At 48.0% G+C, this 19,107-nt stretch carries 13 protein-coding genes and 2 tRNA genes; 9 read left to right on the top strand and 6 right to left on the bottom strand.

Annotation, left to right across the window (positions count from 1 at the left end):
- Window positions 1-149 precede the first annotated feature (149 nt).
- A complete protein-coding gene (locus BMW31_RS08395; protein WP_091824010.1) occupies window positions 150-1,817 on the top strand; it encodes a formate--tetrahydrofolate ligase in 1,668 nt (555 codons plus the stop codon).
- Between the two features lie 653 nt (window positions 1,818-2,470).
- On the opposite strand, the gene BMW31_RS08400 is transcribed toward BMW31_RS08395, so the two are convergent.
- The 3 genes from BMW31_RS08400 to spt form a co-directional block, all read right to left on the bottom strand.
- Window positions 2,471-2,544: transfer RNA gene (locus BMW31_RS08400), tRNA-Pro, on the bottom strand.
- 24 nt (window positions 2,545-2,568) lie between these two features.
- A tRNA-Pro gene (locus BMW31_RS08405) sits at window positions 2,569-2,642 on the bottom strand.
- A gap of 342 nt (window positions 2,643-2,984) precedes the next feature.
- Window positions 2,985-4,172, bottom strand: a complete 1,188-nt coding sequence (gene spt / locus BMW31_RS08410) for a serine palmitoyltransferase (RefSeq protein WP_091824013.1) — start codon at window positions 4,170-4,172, stop codon at window positions 2,985-2,987.
- A 190-nt stretch (window positions 4,173-4,362) separates the two neighbouring features.
- Between spt and BMW31_RS08415 the strand changes: the two genes are divergently transcribed.
- Entirely contained in the window at window positions 4,363-5,391 is a 1,029-nt protein-coding gene (locus BMW31_RS08415; RefSeq protein ID WP_091824017.1) for a diacylglycerol/lipid kinase family protein, read from the top strand.
- A 343-nt stretch (window positions 5,392-5,734) separates the two neighbouring features.
- On the opposite strand, the gene BMW31_RS08420 is transcribed toward BMW31_RS08415, so the two are convergent.
- The gene (locus tag BMW31_RS08420) at window positions 5,735-6,463 is read right to left on the bottom strand and encodes a tRNA1(Val) (adenine(37)-N6)-methyltransferase (RefSeq protein ID WP_091824019.1); all 729 of its coding nucleotides are present in this window, start codon (window positions 6,461-6,463) and stop codon (window positions 5,735-5,737) included.
- Between the two features lie 145 nt (window positions 6,464-6,608).
- Between BMW31_RS08420 and lon the strand changes: the two genes are divergently transcribed.
- From lon to BMW31_RS08450, 6 genes are all read left to right on the top strand, one after another.
- Window positions 6,609-9,065, top strand: coding sequence for an endopeptidase La (gene lon, locus BMW31_RS08425; RefSeq protein WP_091824022.1), 2,457 nt, complete (start codon window positions 6,609-6,611; stop codon window positions 9,063-9,065).
- On the top strand, window positions 9,062-10,189 hold the full coding sequence (gene tgt, locus BMW31_RS08430) for a tRNA guanosine(34) transglycosylase Tgt (RefSeq protein WP_091824025.1): 1,128 nt from the start codon (window positions 9,062-9,064) through the stop codon (window positions 10,187-10,189). The genes lon and tgt overlap by 4 nt, the downstream gene beginning before the upstream one ends.
- 25 nt (window positions 10,190-10,214) lie before the next feature.
- On the top strand, window positions 10,215-11,486 hold the full coding sequence (locus BMW31_RS08435) for an LptF/LptG family permease (protein WP_091824029.1): 1,272 nt from the start codon (window positions 10,215-10,217) through the stop codon (window positions 11,484-11,486).
- A 38-nt stretch (window positions 11,487-11,524) separates the two neighbouring features.
- Entirely contained in the window at window positions 11,525-12,967 is a 1,443-nt protein-coding gene (locus BMW31_RS08440; RefSeq protein WP_255404911.1) for a DEAD/DEAH box helicase, read from the top strand.
- Between the two features lie 328 nt (window positions 12,968-13,295).
- Complete coding sequence (locus BMW31_RS08445; protein WP_091824034.1) at window positions 13,296-14,630, top strand: NADP-specific glutamate dehydrogenase; 1,335 nt, start codon at window positions 13,296-13,298, stop codon at window positions 14,628-14,630.
- A 326-nt stretch (window positions 14,631-14,956) separates the two neighbouring features.
- A complete protein-coding gene (locus tag BMW31_RS08450) occupies window positions 14,957-16,138 on the top strand; it encodes an esterase (RefSeq protein ID WP_091824037.1) in 1,182 nt (393 codons plus the stop codon).
- Between the two features lie 76 nt (window positions 16,139-16,214).
- Here BMW31_RS08450 and rlmH read toward each other — a convergent pair whose 3' ends face one another.
- Together rlmH and BMW31_RS08460 are read right to left on the bottom strand one after the other, a co-directional pair.
- Window positions 16,215-16,685 carry a 23S rRNA (pseudouridine(1915)-N(3))-methyltransferase RlmH gene (rlmH, locus tag BMW31_RS08455; protein ID WP_091824040.1) on the bottom strand — a complete coding sequence of 157 codons (471 nt, stop codon included), beginning with the start codon at window positions 16,683-16,685 and terminating at the stop codon, window positions 16,215-16,217.
- Between the two features lie 6 nt (window positions 16,686-16,691).
- A complete protein-coding gene (locus BMW31_RS08460; RefSeq protein ID WP_091824043.1) occupies window positions 16,692-17,063 on the bottom strand; it encodes a DUF4491 family protein in 372 nt (123 codons plus the stop codon).
- A gap of 138 nt (window positions 17,064-17,201) precedes the next feature.
- On the opposite strand from BMW31_RS08460, the gene BMW31_RS08465 reads away from it, so the two are divergent.
- Entirely contained in the window at window positions 17,202-18,950 is a 1,749-nt protein-coding gene (locus BMW31_RS08465; RefSeq protein WP_091824046.1) for a phospho-sugar mutase, read from the top strand.
- Window positions 18,951-19,107 lie beyond the last annotated feature (157 nt).

A 19,107-nucleotide genomic window follows, 5' to 3' on the forward strand; every position in this document is an offset into this window, starting at 1 on the left:
ATCCCTATCGAATCGATACAACCCCAATAGCTAACTCCTTTCTGTTGCAAAGATAGCACAATCTGCAGATATTGACAAGTAAAACGCACGTTTTTTTCACCCGTTCCTATAAAATGATTATCTTTGCAGTAAACAAATAACTAAATCTAATGAAATCGGATATTGAAATCTCACGCGAGCATAAATTGCAGCGCATCGGCAAAATTGCCGGCAAGTACGGCATTCCTGTTGATGAGCTGGAATATTATGGCAAGTACATAGCAAAAGTTCCGCTTGCATGTATTGACAACCGTAAAGTGGAGCAGAGCAATCTCATTCTGGTAACAGCCATCTCGCCGACCAAGGCAGGAATAGGCAAAACCACCGTAAGCATTGGCCTCTCGATGGCCTTGAACAGGATAGGCTACAAGTCGCTGCTGGCCTTACGCGAGCCCAGTCTTGGCCCCTGTTTCGGCATGAAGGGCGGAGCAGCGGGCGGCGGTTATTCGCAGGTTCTGCCCATGGAGAAGATAAATCTCCACTTTACCGGCGATTTTCATGCCATCACCACGGCCCACAATATGATTACGGCCATGCTGGATAACTATATTTATCAGCACCGCGATGAATGTACCGGACTGAGAGAAGTGTACTGGAAGCGAGTGATGGATATCAACGACCGCAATCTGCGATACATCGTTACCGGCCTTGGAGCCAAGACTAACGGAGTAGTGAGTGAGAGTGGTTTTGACATTACACCGGCCAGTGAAATCATGGCCATATTCTGTTTGGCACAGGACGAAGACGACTTGCGCCGCCGTATTGAGAACATTCTGTTGGGCGTAACCATTGACGACAAGCCTTTTACGGTCAAGGATTTAGGTATTGCCGGTGCCATCTGCGCCTTGCTGCACGATGCCGTTGCACCAAATTTTGTGCAGACCATCGAGGGCACAGGTGCCTTTGTGCATGGTGGCCCGTTTGCAAACATAGCCCACGGATGCAACAGTATCATCGCAACCAAGATGGCCATGACCTTCAGCGACTATGTGGTGACTGAGGCGGGCTTCGGTGCCGACCTTGGTGCTGAGAAGTTTCTGGACATCAAGTGTCGCAAGGCTGGCATCCATCCGCGCGTAACCGTGTTGGTTGCCACGCTGAAGGGGCTAAAGATGAACGGCGGGATGCCCGTTGGCGCGATAGACGAAAAGAACGACGAAGCCATTCGCCGGGGACTCGCCAATCTGGACAAGCACCTCTCAAACCTGCAGTCTATGGGCCAAACGGTTGTAGTTACGCTCAACCGCTTTGGCACCGATACGGATGCCGAAATCCGGATAGTGGCCGACCATTGTGCTCAGCTGGGCGTTGGCTTTGCCGAAAACAATGCCTACATGCAAGGCGGAGAGGGGACAGCAGAGCTTGCCCGCTTGGTGGTTAAGGCCATTGCGAAAGAACCGTCACGTGGAATTAAATTCGCATACAGCGAGGATGACGACGTTCAGACAAAGATAAACAAGATAGCCAAGAACATATACGGAGCCGGAAAAGTCATTTTCAGGCCGGCTGCCATGAAGGCCTTGGAGCAGATAGAGGCGTGGGGAATGAGCAGCTACCCCGTGTGTATAGCCAAAACTCAATATTCGTTCAGCGATGACAGCAAGCTCTACGGCGTACCCACAAACTTCACGTTCACCATACAGGACTTGATAGTCAATGCCGGAGCAGAAATGATAGTAGCCGTAGCCGGTGAAATCATGCGCATGCCCGGACTGCCCAGGCATCCTCAGGCCGAACGGATAGACGTGGTGAACGGCAGAATTGAAGGGTTGGAGTAATTTTCTGAATATTATACAAGTCTTTTTCAATTAAATGTTATATTTGCAATGGATATACAAAATATGGAGGACTTGTTATGAAACGATTACCTAAAAGTCACAACGAGTTGGAATACGAACTCGATAATGTTTATCAGGAAGACGAACGTGAATTGGAAATTATAGACGATTCTACCGAATGGAAAGTCGATTAAAACCAACAAGAGGAGTGCAGGTTGCTGCATTCCTCTTATTGTTTGCAGCGGTTACCCAAGGCTTAGGCTTGTTGTCCTAAGTCTTGCCCAAGTGGCTGTTTGATTCGAAATTTTATCAGCAGCTATATCCCATCATCTGCATTTAGCGGCAGCATGCCTGCCGTGATGCCGTTATCAGGATGTTTTCAGAGTGCCATCTGCCGCCGTTCCGAACTTTCGACAAGTGTCACACGATTGTTAGACACTTGTCACACATGAATTTGACACCTGTCGAAAGTTCCCTAACCATAGGTTTTACACCCGCCATCAATTCTCTTGATACTTAAGCAGATATGAATAGTTGGACTGTATGTGGGTGAGGTCGCTCACTTTGTTTTGGTAAATTACTTGATAACAGCCACCCTGTCAAATAAAAAAACGGATAGTCTGACAGAGGCTATCCGGAACAGTAATCTTTCGTCGGGGCGACAGGATTCGAACCTGCGGCCGCCTGGTCCCAAACCAGGAGCGCTACCGGGCTGCGCTACGCCCCGCTGCTATCGGGCCGAATGGTTTCGTCGGGGCGACAGGATTCGAACCTGCGGCCGCCTGGTCCCAAACCAGGAGCGCTACCGGGCTGCGCTACGCCCCGCAGAAAAACACCATTCGTCGTTAGCGGTTGCAAAGGTAGTGTATTTTGTTGAGGTAGCCAAATAATACCAGTGTTTTTTTAGAAGCCACCTGAACGGGGCCAGATGACTGTAGGATAATCGTTTTGGAGCTGGACAGTAGCCCGTGCAGATGCGATGAAAAGGCCGAAAATTGCCACTTCTTTTGCCTCTATTGTCTCATTTGCCGGAGCGCCAAGAAAGCGGAAAAACAACTGGAAAAAGTTAGGCGGCAGTGTATTAATGTCACGAAAAAAGACCGTACTCTCTTACGGGTACGGCCTTATATGGAATTGTTTCCATGCGGAAACAGAAGTAGTAGGACTTTATTTGATGATTCCTTGTTCTACAAACACCTTCTTCAGTATTTGTACGCCACGCTCAACCTGCTCTTGGGTGTGGCTTGCCATGAGGGCAAAGCGAACCAGCGTGTCTTGTGGAGCACAGGCGGGAGGTATAACCGGGTTGATGAATACGCCGGCCTCGAAAGCCAACTTAGTAACGAGGAAGGTCTTTTTGATGTCACGCACGTAGAGCGGAATAATGGGACTTTCGGTTTCTCCAATCTCAAAGCCTTCTTCACGGAAACGCTTCAGAGCGTATTTGGTTACATCCCAGAGGTGCTCAATGCGCTTGGGCTCGTTCTGGATAATGTGCAGTGCTTCCAGCGCTGCTGCTGTGGCAGCAGGCGTATCGGATGCACTGAAGATGTAAGTGCGGCAGGTGTGCCGCAGGTAGTTAATGGTATCCTTGTCTGAAGCGATGAAACCGCCGATAGAAGCAAGGCTCTTGGAGAATGTGCCCATAATGAGGTCAATCTCGTCGGCCAACCCGAAGTGGTCGCAAACGCCACGCCCCTGCTTGCCGAAAACACCCAGACCATGAGCTTCGTCTACCATGATGGAGCAGTTGTACTTGTGCTTGAGTTCTACTATCTCTGGCAATTTGGCTAAATCACCCTCCATAGAGAAAACACCATCTACCACAATGAGCTTTACAGCATCATTGGGTAACTTCTGGAGTACGCGCTCCAGATCTTCCATGTCGTTGTGCTTGTAGTGCAGCTGAGTAGCAAAACTGAGGCGGCGTCCGTCTACAATACTGGCATGGTCGCGGTCGTCACAGATGATGTAGTCGCCTCGGCCAACGATAACAGCCAGTACTCCGGCGTTAACGGAGAAACCTGTTGAAAAGCAGAGAACGTCGTCCTTGTGTTCAAACTCGGCCAGTTCCTTTTCCAACTGTATGTGCAAATCGAGCGTACCATTGAGGAAACGGCTTCCTGCACAACCAGAACCATATTTGTCGAGGGCTTTATGAGCAGCTGCAATAACACGTTCGTCACCTGTCAGGCCTGTATAGGCATTGGAACCGAACATGAGAACCTTGTGGCCTTCCATTACTACTTCCGGGCCTTGTTTACTTGTAATAGCGCGAAAGTATGGATAAACGCCAGCGTTCATATACTTCTGCGGCTCACGATAATTTTTGTACCTTTCTTGTAATTGTCCCATTATCTAATAGGTGTAGAAAAACTACTTTTTGTTTTGTTCAGGCTGCAAAGATACAAAAAAATGTGTTATTAATTCTTTTTTTGCTAAGAAATAATGTGCAAAGAGAAAATTTTCGGTTTAAAAACAGTATTTTAATGAGAATTTCTTATTTTTGCAAATGAATGCGAATAAATGATAACGAAACGGTAATATGAAACGGAAAATAGTCTTCATAATGAATCCTATTTCTGGTACAACGAGTAAAGTGGGCATCCCGGAATTGATAGATCGGACCCTTGACAAGGAGAAGTTCGATTATGAAATTTATATGACGGAACGACCGGGACATGCTTCAGAAATTGCGATTGAAGCCAAGAATGCCGGAGTAGATATCGTTGTAGCCGTGGGAGGGGACGGTACGGTCAACGAGGTGGCTCGTTCCATTGTACATTCGCACACGGCGTTGGGTATCATTCCTTGCGGTTCGGGCAACGGGTTAGCCCGGCATCTCATGATACCCATGAACTTACGAAAGGCTATTGAGATTATCAACGTGTGCGAAATCCATGCTTTAGATTTCGGTATTGTGTGTGGCCATCCGTTTTTTTGTACGTGTGGCATGGGATTCGACGCTTTTGTAAGTCAGAAATTCGCCGAAGCCGGCAAGCGCGGGCCTATAACCTACGTGCAGAAAGTATTGGAGGAAGGCGTCAGGTACAAGCCCGAAACCTACGAATTGCAGGATGAAAACGGAACCAATCGCTACAAGGCTTTCTTGATTTCGTGTGCCAATGCCTCACAGTATGGCAACAATGCCTACATAGCTCCGCAGGCTTCCATGCGTGACGGGTTGATGGATGTAATCATCATGGAGCCTTTCGACATTCTGGAAGCGCCGCAGATAAGCATAGACATGTTTAACAAAACGCTGGACAAAAGCTCTAAAATCAAGACATTCAAATGCAAAAAGCTCCATATTCACCGAAAGAGCCCCGGCGTTATCCACTATGACGGCGACCCGGTAATGGCAGGCGAAGATGTTGATATTGAGATACAGGAGAAGGGCATTTACATGATAGTAAACCCAGATGCCAACAAAAGGTTACGTCGTCCTAATGTTTTGCAAAGTGCTGCTGCCGATTTATTCAATGAAATAAATGTGGTTAGGAGTGACATTTCCAAGCAAGGGCGCCATATTATCGCCTTAAGCAAGGTGTTGCAACGTAAGTTGAACCTTTGAAACGGAAAATATCTGTTTTATTTCCTTACAAATTAAGCTCCTAAAGATTGGTGTTATGAGGTGCTCGTTGGGGGTGAACAGAAGCACCGGATTATACGTACAGAATTGCCACCAATATCAAACCGCAGTTATGTCAGTTCATAGTTGGCATGGCGAAGCTATGCTTTAAGCCTCTTGAAGCTATGCTTCAACAACCTTGAATGATAGCTTCAAGAACGTTGAAGCATAACTCCGGGAAGCGCGAAAGGTAATAGTTGTGATAAGATATTGTAACACTGCCATTTGTGATGAGCAGTTAATGCAAAGCTACAGAAGAAGGAAAACGCGCCAGATATTGCAGGGTTCATGTTAGATAGAAATCCTTTGTCAGGTTCCGGTACCATTCCGACCGGGAGCCGTCGGCATTCAGCAGAGTGTGCGTTTCTTGTTCCGGACTTTCTGTAGAACTTCTCCGGAACGATAGGAGGATTCTTTTTACAGCTTTTCTTGGCGTCGTTTTAATACTGCATCGTCTGTATTCAAAAAGCCCAGATATACAGCTTTCTGAAAGAAAACTATCAAGTTCTTCTGCAGGAATAATGACACTGAATTCTCCATCGGCAGAAAGCAGTTCTTTGACGCCTCTCAACAAGTCTCTGAACGGCAGGAAATCTGCATGTCGTGCCACGTTTCTCTTGTGATCAGGATTATGCAAGCTGTTGACAAAAAACGGTGGATTGGAGACAATCGCATCGTAATAGTTCGCTTTTGTGGCCGGCTCTTCAAGAGCCGGAAATGCGTAATCTTGAAGTGAAATATTTTTAATTATAATGCGTTCCTTAAAGGGCGAGGCTGCTATGTTTTCCTGCGCTTGAAGACATGTGTCTGCATCTATATCAATGCCATCAATCCTGGCGTTGGCAAACCGTTGGGCCATAAAGAGCGCAATGAGGCCCGTACCGGTGCCGATGTCAAGTATCTGCTTACCGCCATTAGCCCAGACACCTAACAGTACACCGTCAGTGCCAACTTTCATGCCGCTTTTTTCTTGGTGTACTTGGAATTGCTTGAATGTAAAACTCTGTCCCGTCATGCCTTGAAAACGCTTGATACAGAAAAATATTTTATTCTTTTTGCAGTTTTATAGGTCTGTTTTACCTTTTTCTCATTTAGTTATGTGCAAATCTTGATTAAAATAGTTATCTTTGCACATTAAAAACTGAAGAAGCATTGAAATAATGAATAAGAAATCAAATACAGCCATACAGATGATTGCCGATTATGATGGTGACATCTCAAACCTGTTCGATGTGGATGTAAAAGGAAGTATTCCTGTACTCGCTACACGAAATCTGGTGCTCTTTCCAGGCGTCATTACGCCTGTTCTGATAGGACGGGAAGCGAGTTTGAGCTTAATCAAGAAGCTCCAGAAAGAAGATGATGCAATCTTTTCCGTATTCTGCCAGAAAGATTCCGATATAGATGAGCCGGTGAAGAAAGACTTGTACGAGGTAGGCGTGTATGCCAAACTGGTAAGAGTTCTTGAAATGCCAGGACCCGGCAACAACGTTACTGCCATCGTTCAGGGGCTCGGACGCTGCCTCATGGATAGCGTGGTGCGTAAGAAACCCTATTTGCAAGCTACAACGATATCTATCCCGGAGGATTTTCCACAATCGGGAGATAAGGAATTCAAGACTGCAGTGGACGATTTGCGCAAGCTGACTGTAGAATATATTTTGCAAAATGAAGACATTCCGGACGAAACTCAATATGCGTTGAGCAATATCCAGAACGACATCATTGCAATTGATTTCGTTTGTGCGAACATGCCTTTCAATATCTTGGACAAAATCAAGATGCTTCGTGCAGACACAATCTACGAGCGTGTTCTTGTTACGTTGAGAGTTCTCAATCGTGAGATTCAGCTGCTCAATCTCAAGCAGAGCATTCGGTCAAAGACGCGAGAGGATATTGATGAACAGCAGAAAGAATACTTTCTCCAGCAACAGATAAAGAACATAAAGGAAGAACTGGGTGACGGGGATGGCTCTCCGGAACGCCACGAACTGGAGGAGGAGGCCAAGAAAAAGAAATGGCCGGAAGAGATAGAAAAGACTTTCAGGAAAGAACTGGATAAGCTGGAAACGCTTAACCCGCAAAGTCCTGAATACAGCGTACAGCTCACTTATCTTCAGACACTTGTCGGGTTGCCTTGGGGAGAGTACACAAAAGACAATCTGGACTTGAGAAGAGCGCAGGCTGTACTTGACCATGACCATTATGGAATGGAGAAAGTAAAAGAGCGTATCTTGGAGTACATGGCCGTACTGCAGCTACGTGGCGACCTGAAATCGCCCATCATTTGCCTTTATGGACCTCCGGGAGTAGGCAAAACCAGCCTGGGAAAGAGTATTGCAGCTGCCATGAAACGCCAGTATGTTCGCATTTCACTGGGCGGATTACATGACGAAGCCGAAATCAGAGGCCATCGCCGCACCTACGTTGGCGCCATGCCGGGCCGCATCATCAAGAGCGTTCAGAAAGCCGGCTCATCAAACCCAGTGTTCATTTTGGATGAAATAGACAAGGTAACACAGAACACGTTGAATGGTGATCCGGCTTCGGCACTGCTTGAAGTGCTTGACCCGGAGCAGAACAATGCTTTCCATGACAATTATCTGGATGTTGATTACGATCTTTCCAAAGTACTGTTCATTGCTACGGCCAACGACTTGAACACAATTCCTCGGCCGTTGCTTGACCGCATGGAGATTATAGAACTGAGTGGATACATCACTGAGGAGAAAATCGAAATAGCCCGACGCCACCTTGTTCCACGCGAACTTGAGAACACAGGACTTGATACCTACGAGCCAAAAATCAAGTTCACAAAGCCGGCTTTAGAGAAGATAATAGAGTCATACACCCGTGAGAGCGGTGTTCGTCAGCTGGAAAAACAAATTAACAAGGCGTTACGCAAGATGGCCTTCAATAAGGCTATGGATGGCGAACTTAGCTATTCGAACATTACGCCCAAAGAGTTGGAAAGCCTTCTCGGCAAGCCTCCTTTCTATAGGGATATCTATCAGGGCAATGCTTATGCCGGTGTTGTAACCGGGCTGGCGTGGACGGTAGTCGGCGGTGAGATACTTTTCATCGAAACTTCATTGAGTAAAGGTCGCGGAGGGAAGCTGACGCTCACCGGTAATTTGGGTGATGTAATGAAAGAAAGTGCTGTTATCGCTTTGGAATACGTGAAAGCTCATGCAGAGAAACTAAAGGTTGACAGCAGAATATTTGAGCAGTACAACATTCATATCCATGTTCCCGAAGGTGCAACACCCAAAGACGGCCCTTCAGCCGGCATAACCATAGCAACGTCTATTGCTTCGGCACTCACTCAGCGCAAGGTTCGCAAGAACACTGCCATGACCGGAGAAATAACCCTCCGGGGCAAGGTGCTCCCTGTGGGTGGTATCAAGGAGAAAATCCTTGCAGCCAAGCGGGCGGGCATTACCGATATTATGATGTGCAAGGACAATCGGAAGGACATAGAGGAAATACCTGCCATTTATCTCAAAGGCGTAACATTCCATTATGTTGAGAATGTGCAGGATGTGTGGGATTTCGCACTTACCGAAGAGTTGGTTGACAATCCTATCGCATTTAAACTTGAGGACGAGAGGAAATGACATTCGAGTTACAGCATACGGACAAGGCTTCTGATGCGCGCACTGGGCTCATTACTACTGACCACGGGCAAATAAAGACTCCCATCTTTATGCCTGTTGGCACGTGTGGTTCTGTGAAAGGGGTTCATTTCAATGAACTCCGGCAGCAGGTTCAGGCGCAGATTATCCTTGGGAATACCTATCATCTCTACCTGCGTCCGGGTTTGGAAGTTCTGCGGGCTGCTGGGGGGCTTCATCGTTTCAACGGATGGGATCGGCCTATTCTCACCGACAGCGGTGGCTTCCAGGTGTTTTCACTGACCGGAATAAGGAAACTGACAGAGGCCGGATGCGAATTCCGTTCACATATAGATGGCAGTAAACACTTCTTTACTCCCGAAAACGTGATGGATACCGAGCGTATCATAGGTGCTGACATCATGATGGCGCTCGATGAGTGTCCGCCAGGCAAAAGCGACTATCAATACGCCAAAAAGAGTTTGGAGATGACTCAAAGATGGCTCGACAGGTGCATACAACGATTTGAGGAGACCGAGCCGCTGTATGGATATCATCAAAGTCTTTTCCCGATAGTACAGGGATGTACGTTCAAGGACTTGAGGCGCGAAGCAGCAAAACACGTAGCTGACAAGGGTGCTGACGGCAATGCCATTGGTGGACTGGCCGTTGGTGAACCTACGGAGGTGATGTATGAGATGATAGAAGTTGTCAATGAGATTCTTCCCAAGGACAAACCACGTTATTTAATGGGAGTAGGTACTCCGCAAAACATATTGGAAGCCATTGAGCGAGGAGTTGATATGTTTGACTGTGTGATGCCAACGCGCAACGGCCGCAATGCCATGCTGTTCACCTATAACGGCACGATGAACATGCGAAACAAGAAGTGGGAGATGGACTTCAGTCCGATAGACGAAGAAGGTTGCGAGACAGACAAGGTATATACCAAGGCTTATCTTCACCATCTTTTTAAGGCACAGGAACTGCTGGCCATGCAGATAGCAAGTATCCATAACCTGGCGTTCTATCTCCGTTTGGTGACAGATGCACGTCAGCACATCGAGCAAGGCGATTTTGTACAATGGAAGTCCTCTGTCATCAATCAACTTGGCCGGCGCATATAATGTTTTCTAAATCCAAGAAGCAGCAATGAACATCAAACAACTTCGACGTCATCCGCGACGTTACAAGATACTGAGGTGGTTGAGCCAACATCCTGTTTGGCTTCACCGCATGATGGGCTGGTTGTATCTTCATACAGCCGGGCTGCGCAATGTGCTGCGCTGGCTGAAAGGAAAGCTGGGATGGATGCAGAAATTCAATCCTTTCCGCCATTTGCAGATTATTGACTGGTACATCATCCGCAAGTTTATTGGCACCTACATCTATTCCATTGCGTTAATTATTTCCATCTCCATCGTCTTCGATGTCAACGAGAACCTTGCCAAATTCACCCAGTATCATGCGCCGGTGCATGCCATCATTTTTGATTATTACGCCAACTTTGTGCCTTACTTCGCGAACTTGTTCAGCCCCTTGTTCGTCTTTATTGCCGTTATCTTCTTTACTTCAAAGCTCGCAGGCAATTCGGAGATAATTGCAATGCTGGCCACCGGCATTTCGTTTAACAGGCTGATGCGGCCTTACATGTTCTCCTGTGTACTCATTTCACTGCTTTCTTTCTATCTGACTGCTTACGTCATCCCGCATGGAACCGTAGTCAGGCAGAACTTCGAGTCCCTGTATAAAAACAACAAAAAGAACACTTCGGCCGAAAACGTGCAGCTCCAAGTAGACCAGGGTGTGATTGCCTACATTCAGCATTATGACAACAACCTGAAGAAAGGTTACGGTTTTCTTCTGGATAAGTTTGAAAACAAGAAGCTGGTGAGCCACATGACCGCCATGGAGGCTCAGTACGATACCATCTCCGACAGCAAGTATCACTGGACTCTGCGCGACTGGAAGATAAGGGAGATGCGTGGACTGCGCGAGCACATTACAAGCGGCGCCCAGAGAGATACCGTTATCCAGATAGAGCCTACAGATCTTGTGTATTCCAAAGGCCAGCAGGAGACTTTCACAAGTCCCGAACTCCGCGATTATATCTCCAAACAAGTAAACCGCGGTTCCAGCAATGTGGTGCAGTATCAGGTTGAATACCATAAGCGCATAGCTTCGTCGTTTGCCTCGTTTATTCTTACCATCATCGGTTTATCCTTGTCTTCCAAGAAACGCAAAGGCGGTATGGGCATGTACCTGGGCATAGGTTTGGCTTTAAGTTTCACCTATATACTGCTGCAAACCATATCTTCCAGCTTCGCCATTCAGGCCAATTTCCCTCCAATATTGGCTGCGTGGGTTCCCAATATCATCTTTGCCATTGTGGCGTATTTCTGCTACCGCAAGGCTCCAAGATAGTTTTATAAACAATGTGAGGAGGAAATAAATTTTGAATTATGTATTTTGATGAATTAGATTTAAATGATAACGTACTGGACGCGTTGTACGACATGCGCTTCGATGAATGTACTCCGGTACAGGAACAGTGTATTCCGGAAATTCTGAAAGGTAACGATGTGCTGGGAGTTGCCCAGACAGGTACCGGTAAAACGGCAGCATACCTGTTGCCCATCCTGTCAAAACTCGATGACGGAGGCTATCCCAAAGATGCCATTAACTGCATCATCATGTCGCCCACACGCGAACTTGCCCAGCAGATAGACCAGGCCATGCAGGGCTTCGGCTATTATCTGCAGGGCGTGAGCAGCGTTGCCGTGTACGGCGGTAATGACGGTAACCGCTATGACCAGGAGATAAAGTCACTGCGTTTGGGTGCCGATGTGATTATTGCAACGCCCGGTCGTTTTATCTCTCACTTGAGTTTGGGCAATGTAGACATGAGCAAAGTCTCGTTCTTTATCCTGGATGAGGCCGACCGCATGCTCGACATGGGCTTCTCGGAAGATATTCTCGCCATAGCCAAACACTTGCCCAGTACCTGCCAGACCATCATGTTCTCGGCTACCATGCCGGCAAAGATAGAGCAGCTTGCCAAGACCTTGCTCCACAATCCTGTTGAAATAAAGTTGGCAGTCAGCAAGCCCGCAGAGAAGATACAGCAGAGTGCCTATGTTTGTTATGAGCCGCAAAAGCTGGGCGTGCTGCGCGAACTGTTCAAGCATCAGGACATGAAGCGCGTCATCATTTTCTCCGGAAAGAAGACCAAGGTAAAAGACATTAACCGCGCTTTATGCAAGATGGGCGTGAACAGTGGCGAGATGCACTCTGACCTGACACAGGCAGAGCGCGACGAAATGATGTTCAGGTTCAAGAGCGGCAAGCTCGATGTGCTGGTTGCAACTGATATTTTGGCCCGAGGCATTGACATCGACGACCTTGCCGTGGTCATTAACTACGATGTGCCCCACGATGTAGAGGACTATGTGCACCGTATAGGCCGCACGGCACGTGCCGACCGCGACGGTGCAGCCATTACTTTTGTGAACGAGGATGACATGTTCTACTTCCAGCAGATAGAGAGATTTCTGGAAAAAACGATAACCAAGACGCCGCTTCCCGCAGAACTTGGCGACGGCCCCGAGTACAGGTCGCTTAGCAAGCCGATGAGAGGGCAGCGTTTTTCGGGCAAATCTGCCAGAGGTGGCAAGGGGCATGGAGCAAAAGGACATGACCGTAAAGCAAGCGGAAACCGCAGTAACAAGGGTACCACTGCACCGCTGGAAGCAAAAGCCGGAACAGCTGCAGATTCCGGTCAAGGGAACAGCCGCAAAGACAATCGTCAGAACCGGCGACGGCGTTCGCGCCAGCATGGCAAGGGAAACGAACGGAATGATAATTCCGGAGGTCAGACCACAGTTACCAATGAAGCCACGGAATAAATACGAGACGCATTTATATAATAAGGTATATACCTTATCGAATGGGAATCATCTTCAGGTGGTTCCCTTTTTTATTTCCCGTCTCGTTCTCCCTGAAGCTCATTCTCTGCCACTGATACATAACCAGCAGCTTCACTTCTCCGGCCGTCCATGCTTTTGAGACAGCAAAAACGCGAGAAATATACTAATCCGTTAATATTTATGCTGATTATCTAACAAAATCACACCAAATACGATATAAAAACTACTTTTTGTTTTGTAATTAGATAATTATATGTACCTTTGCAACGTAGAGAAAGTTTAATCAACCGTAAAAGCAAAAGAAGTTATGAAAGCAACAACCGTTGTAGAGAATCTCCAGCGCAGATTCCCCAATGAGCCTGAGTACATTCAGGCAGTTAGTCAGGTGTTAGGAACTATCGAAGATGAGTACAACAAGCATCCGGAATTTGAGAGAGCAAATCTTATCGAGCGTTTGTGCATCCCCGAGCGAATTATCCAGTTCCGCGTCAATTGGGTTGATGACAAGGGTAACGTGCAGACAAACATGGGCTATCGCGTCCAGCACAACAATGCCATTGGTCCTTACAAGGGCGGCATCCGGTTCCACGCATCAGTGAACCAGTCTATTTTAAAGTTCCTCGCTTTTGAGCAGACATTCAAGAACTCGTTGACTACGCTGCCCATGGGTGGCGCCAAGGGTGGATCCGACTTTTCGCCACGAGGCAAGTCGAACGCCGAGGTTATGCGCTTCTGTCAGGCTTTTATGATAGAACTCTACCGCCACATCGGTCCCGATGAGGACGTTCCGGCCGGCGATATCGGCGTGGGTGGCCGTGAAGTAGGCTTCATGTTCGGCATGTACAAGAAGCTGACCCACCAGTTTAGCGGCATCCTGACGGGCAAAGGTCAGGAGTTCGGAGGCTCGCGCATCCGCCCCGAAGCTACAGGTTACGGCAACATCTACTTCCTGCAGAACATGCTCAAGACCCGCAACATTGACCTCAAAGGCAAAACGGTGCTCGTTTCCGGTGCCGGCAATGTTGCCCAGTACACAATAGAAAAACTCATCCAGCTCGGTGCAAAGCCGGTGACCTGCTCCGATTCTGACGGCTATATCTACGACCCCGACGGCATTGACGCAGAGAAACTTGCCTACATCATGGAGCTCAAAAACATTGAGCGCGGCCGCATACGCGAATATGCCGAGAAGTATGGCGTTAAATACGTGGAGGGTGCCAAGCCGTGGTTTGAGAAAGGAGACATAGCAACCCCCTGTGCAACCCAGAACGAAATCAACGAAGAAGCAGCCAAGGCACTGGTCAGCAACGGCGTGATAGCCGTGAGCGAAGGTGCCAACATGCCTACTACCCCCGAAGCAACAAAGGTGTTTCAGGATGCCAAGATACTCTACTGTCCGGGCAAGGCAAGCAATGCCGGCGGCGTGGCAGTGTCAGGTCTTGAGATGACCCAGAACTCCGAGCGCCTGCGTTGGAGCAGGGAAGAGGTAGATGCAAAACTGCATGATATCATGAACGACATACACGCCAACTGCGTAAAGTACGGCACCGAGCCCGATGGCTACATCAACTACGTAAAAGGTGCCAACGTAGCCGGCTTCCTGAAAGTTGCAAAAGCAATGATGGCCCAGGGCATCATCTAAGTTTCCCCGTGTCTTCAGGCAAAGGAGGGCAGGAGCGCACAGCTCTTGTCCTCTTTTTGTTTACTGCCTTTTCCGTTCTTCTTTGCCCTCCGAATAATACCAAAAGCTATGCTTCGGGAACTTTCGACACATGTCGCACGATCGTGCGACATGTGTCACACATATATTCTACACTTGTCAAAAGTTCCGTTTCTTCATCTTTTTCTTTGTCAGTTCACCTAAAAAAGCTATCTTTGCGCATATACCGGGGCGTATTTTGCAAGAGGTTGCAAATGCCCTGCAGAACAGATTGCCAACTGACTCTAAACTAAAATTATATTGAAGCAATGAAAACAAAATGGATGATGTTGTTGCTGCCTGCGCTGCTCTTTGCGCTGGGTGTTCAGGCACAGCAAAACGTAGGATTCAAGGACGGTACCTTGGTATCACCACAGGTGAATTCCGACAACAGCGTAACTTTCAGGCTGAATGCTCCCAAGGCGCAGCAGGTAATGGTTATTGGCGACTGGGAAGCCAACGACGGTAAGGGCAACATGGTAAAAGGTGCCGACGGCGTGTGGACGTACACTACTCCTGTGCTGCCGTCGGAGATGTACACCTACAGGTTCAGCATCGACGGCGTAACGGGATTGGACCCTGCAAACCCCTTTACCAAAAGAGATGTGGGAACCATTTTCAGCATGTTCTTCGTTGACGGCTATCCGGCAGAGTTTTATCAAGTGCAGGACGTTCCTCATGGCACGGTGTTGCAGCAGTGGTATCATTCGGACAAAGCGGGCACCGACCGCAGAATGAGCGTCTATTTGCCGGCCGGCTACCAGACCGAAGGGCACAGCTATCCCGTGCTCTACCTGCTTCATGGCAGTGGGGGAGACGAAACGGCTTGGCTCGACCTGGGCATGACGGCCAGAATTATGGACAACCTGATAGCCCGGAAGAAAGCTGAACCCATGATAGTGGTCATTCCCAATGGCAACTTCGGTGTGCAGGCAGCAGCCGGTGAAACGAAAGACAACCTGCGCTTCCGCCCAGTAATGTCCAATCAGATAAAAGGCAACTACAAGAACGGCGACTATGAAATGGCTTTCCCCGAAATTATCAACTTCATTGAACGTACCTACCGCGTGAAGGCTGACAAGGCACATCGTGCCGTAGCAGGCCTCTCTATGGGCGGTTTCCACACACTCTACATCTCGGCCAACTTTCCGGAGAAGTTCGATTACATGGGGTTGTTCTCTGCGGGCATCCGTTTCAGTGCCGACGATGCCGCTAACCCGGTCTATAACAATCTGGACCAGAAACTGCAGACACTGCAAACCGTAGGCTATAAACTTTACTGGATATCTATTGGCAAAGACGACTTTCTCTATAAGGCCAACCGTGAATACATGCAACAGCTTGATAAATTGGGGTTCAAGTATGAGTATCACGAGAGCACGCGCGGCCATTTGTGGTGCAACTGGCGGCAGTATCTGCTGCAGTTTGCACAGCGGCTGTTTAAGGAATGAATAAGAGAGGGCAGGTAACAAGCTGCAGCATGGGCTCAATTGCTTGTTTCCTGTCCTTTTGCCATGGCGGAGTTAACTATTCGTGGTGGTAAGGTTCGCCCTTGATAATGGTGCAGGCACGGTAAATCTGTTCGGTAAAGATGAGCCTGATCAGTTGATGACTGAATGTCATCTTCGAGAGGCTGATTTTCTCATTGGCCCTGGCATAAACGGAAGGTGAGAAGCCGTAGGGGCCTCCTACAACGAAAACGAGGCGCTTGCAGCTGTTCTGTTTTTTCTGTATCCATACGGCAAAGTCAACACTTCTGAACTCGGTACCATGCTCATCAAGCAGTACAACGGTATCGGATGGTGCCAGATGCTTCAGTATCAGTTCGCCTTCCTTTTCCTTCTGTTGTTCTTCCGACAGGTTTCTGGTATTCTTGAGCTCGGGAATTACCGTGATGCCGAAAGGCATGTAGTGGCCGATACGCTCCGTATAGTCGGATATTCCGGCGTCCAAGTGCCTGTCCTGGGTCTTGCCTATGAGTATAAGCTCTGTTTTCATAGGCAGCTATTCTTCGTTATCTTTGGCCGCATAGATTGACTTACCCTTTGACAGAGGGCACAAGGTTTCGTCCTTGTCTATGGGCTGATACTCATTCTTGCGCTTTGGGTTCATGGGAAACCAGCCTTTCTCGACCCGCTTCTTCTGGGCAAAAAGTTCGCCGATAGACCACAGAAGACTGGCTCCGATGACACCAACGAGGGAGGACAGTATCTCGTCGGCAATGCAAACGGAACCGCAAATGCAGATGATACCACCTGCAAGAAACAGCCACCAGGGGCGCGTTCCGAAGCGGTACTCGGTCTTGATGACGATGGGATGGAAGAAGCCTATGATGAGAAAGGTGGAAATGGCGATGATGAGGCCTGTAAAATACATGATGACAAATAAATTGCTTAATGGTGAATATGCTGTTTACGGTGTGCAAAAATACAAAAAAATATCCAAAGCTGCACCCATTACCGATTTTTATTGTTATCTTTGCGGTATATATCACTTAAACAAACAATTAATAGTATGGAAAATAAATCAGAGCTCATTGCCCAATGTGAGGCCAAGGCAAAACAATGGTTGTCTCCTTCTTTTGACGAAGAAACACGCAAAGCCGTACAGGAAATGCTGGATAAAGAAGACAAGACAGACTTGATAGAGTCTTTCTATCGGAGTTTGGAGTTCGGAACCGGAGGCCTGCGGGGCATAATGGGCGCCGGTACCAACCGCATGAACATCTATGTTGTAGGTATGGCTACCCAAGGCTTTGCCAACTATCTGAAAAAGAATTTCAAAGATAAAGAGGATATCGCCGTGGTGGTTTGCCACGATTGCCGCAATAATTCCCGGCTCTTTGCCGAGACCGTTGCCAACATATTCTCTGCAAACGGCATCAAGACCTATCTGTTTGACGACATGCGCCCAACGCCGGAGTGCTCGTTTGCCATCCGGCACTTGCATTGTCAAGCTGGTGTAAACGTAACTGCCAGCCACAACCCAAAAGAGTACAATGGCTACAAAGCCTATTGGGAGGATGGTGCCCAGGTTCTTGCCCCACACGATACGGGCATCATTGATGAGGTGAACAAGGTGAAAATAGAGGATGTTAAATTCGAGCCCAATGAAGAACTTATCCAGATAATAGGCGAGGACATTGACAAATTATATCTTGATCAAATTCACACGCTCAGCATTGACCCCGAGGTTATCAGGAAGCAGCACGACCTGAAGATTGTCTATACACCCCTCCACGGAACCGGCATGACGCTAATTCCGCGCTCGCTCAAACTGTGGGGATTTGACAATGTGCACTGCGTGAAGGAGCAAATGGTCAAGGACGGCAATTTCCCGACGGTTAAGAGTCCCAACCCGGAGAACGGCGAGGCGCTGGCTTTGGCCATATGCGATGCCAAAGAACTGGATGCGGATATCGTGATGGCCTCTGACCCTGATGCAGACCGTGTGGGCATGGCATGCAAGAACGACAAGGGCGAGTGGGTACTCATCAATGGCAACCAGACCTGTTTGCTGTTCTTGTATTACATCATTACCAACCGCAAGGCTAAAGGCTTGCTCAAGCCCACCGACTTCATTGTAAAGACGATTGTTACAACGGAAGTCATAAAGAAAGTTGCTGATAAGGCAGGCATCGAGATGCGTGACTGCTACACCGGTTTTAAATGGATTGCCCGCGAAATTCTTTTGTCTGAAGGCAAACAGCAGTATATAGGCGGCGGCGAGGAGAGCTACGGATTCCTGGCCGAAGACTTTGTTCGTGACAAGGATGCCGTTTCGGCCATGTCGCTGTTGGCCGAAATCTGTGCGTGGGCAAAAGACCAAGGCAAGACCTTATACGAAGTTTTGATGGACATTTATCTTGAGTACGGTTTCTCGAAAGAGTTTACCATCAATGTTGTAAGACCGGGCAAGACGGGTGCAGAAGAAATTCAGCAGATGATGGCAAACTTCCGCAATAATCCTCCGAAGGAACTGGGTGGTTCTGAAATCTGTCTGTGGAAGGACTTCAGTACCTTGGAACAAAAGGACGCCTCGGGCAATGTGACTAAAATAGACATGCCTGCAACCAGCAATGTGCTTCAGTGGTTCTGCTCTGATGGTACAAAAGTAAGTGTCCGCCCATCGGGTACGGAGCCTAAAATAAAGTTCTATCTTGAGGTTAAGGGCCAGATGAAGTGCGCCGGATGCTATGACCGTTGTGACAAGGAAGGCGCGCTGAAAATAGCTGCAATTAAAGAGAGCCTGAACCTGAACTGAGAGGGATGTATTGAAAATGCAATCTGAAAAATAGTGAAAGGCCGGCTGCAGAGTCGGCCTTTCCATGTTTATGGCTCTTTTTAAACTTTCTGATACAACGGCAACTTTGTAAAGATGTTTAGATGGTTTTTGCTATGTGTTTGGCTGATGCTCATGC

Origin of the sequence: Prevotella sp. kh1p2 (assembly GCF_900111525.1) — a bacterium.
GTDB lineage: Bacteria > Bacteroidota > Bacteroidia > Bacteroidales > Bacteroidaceae > Prevotella.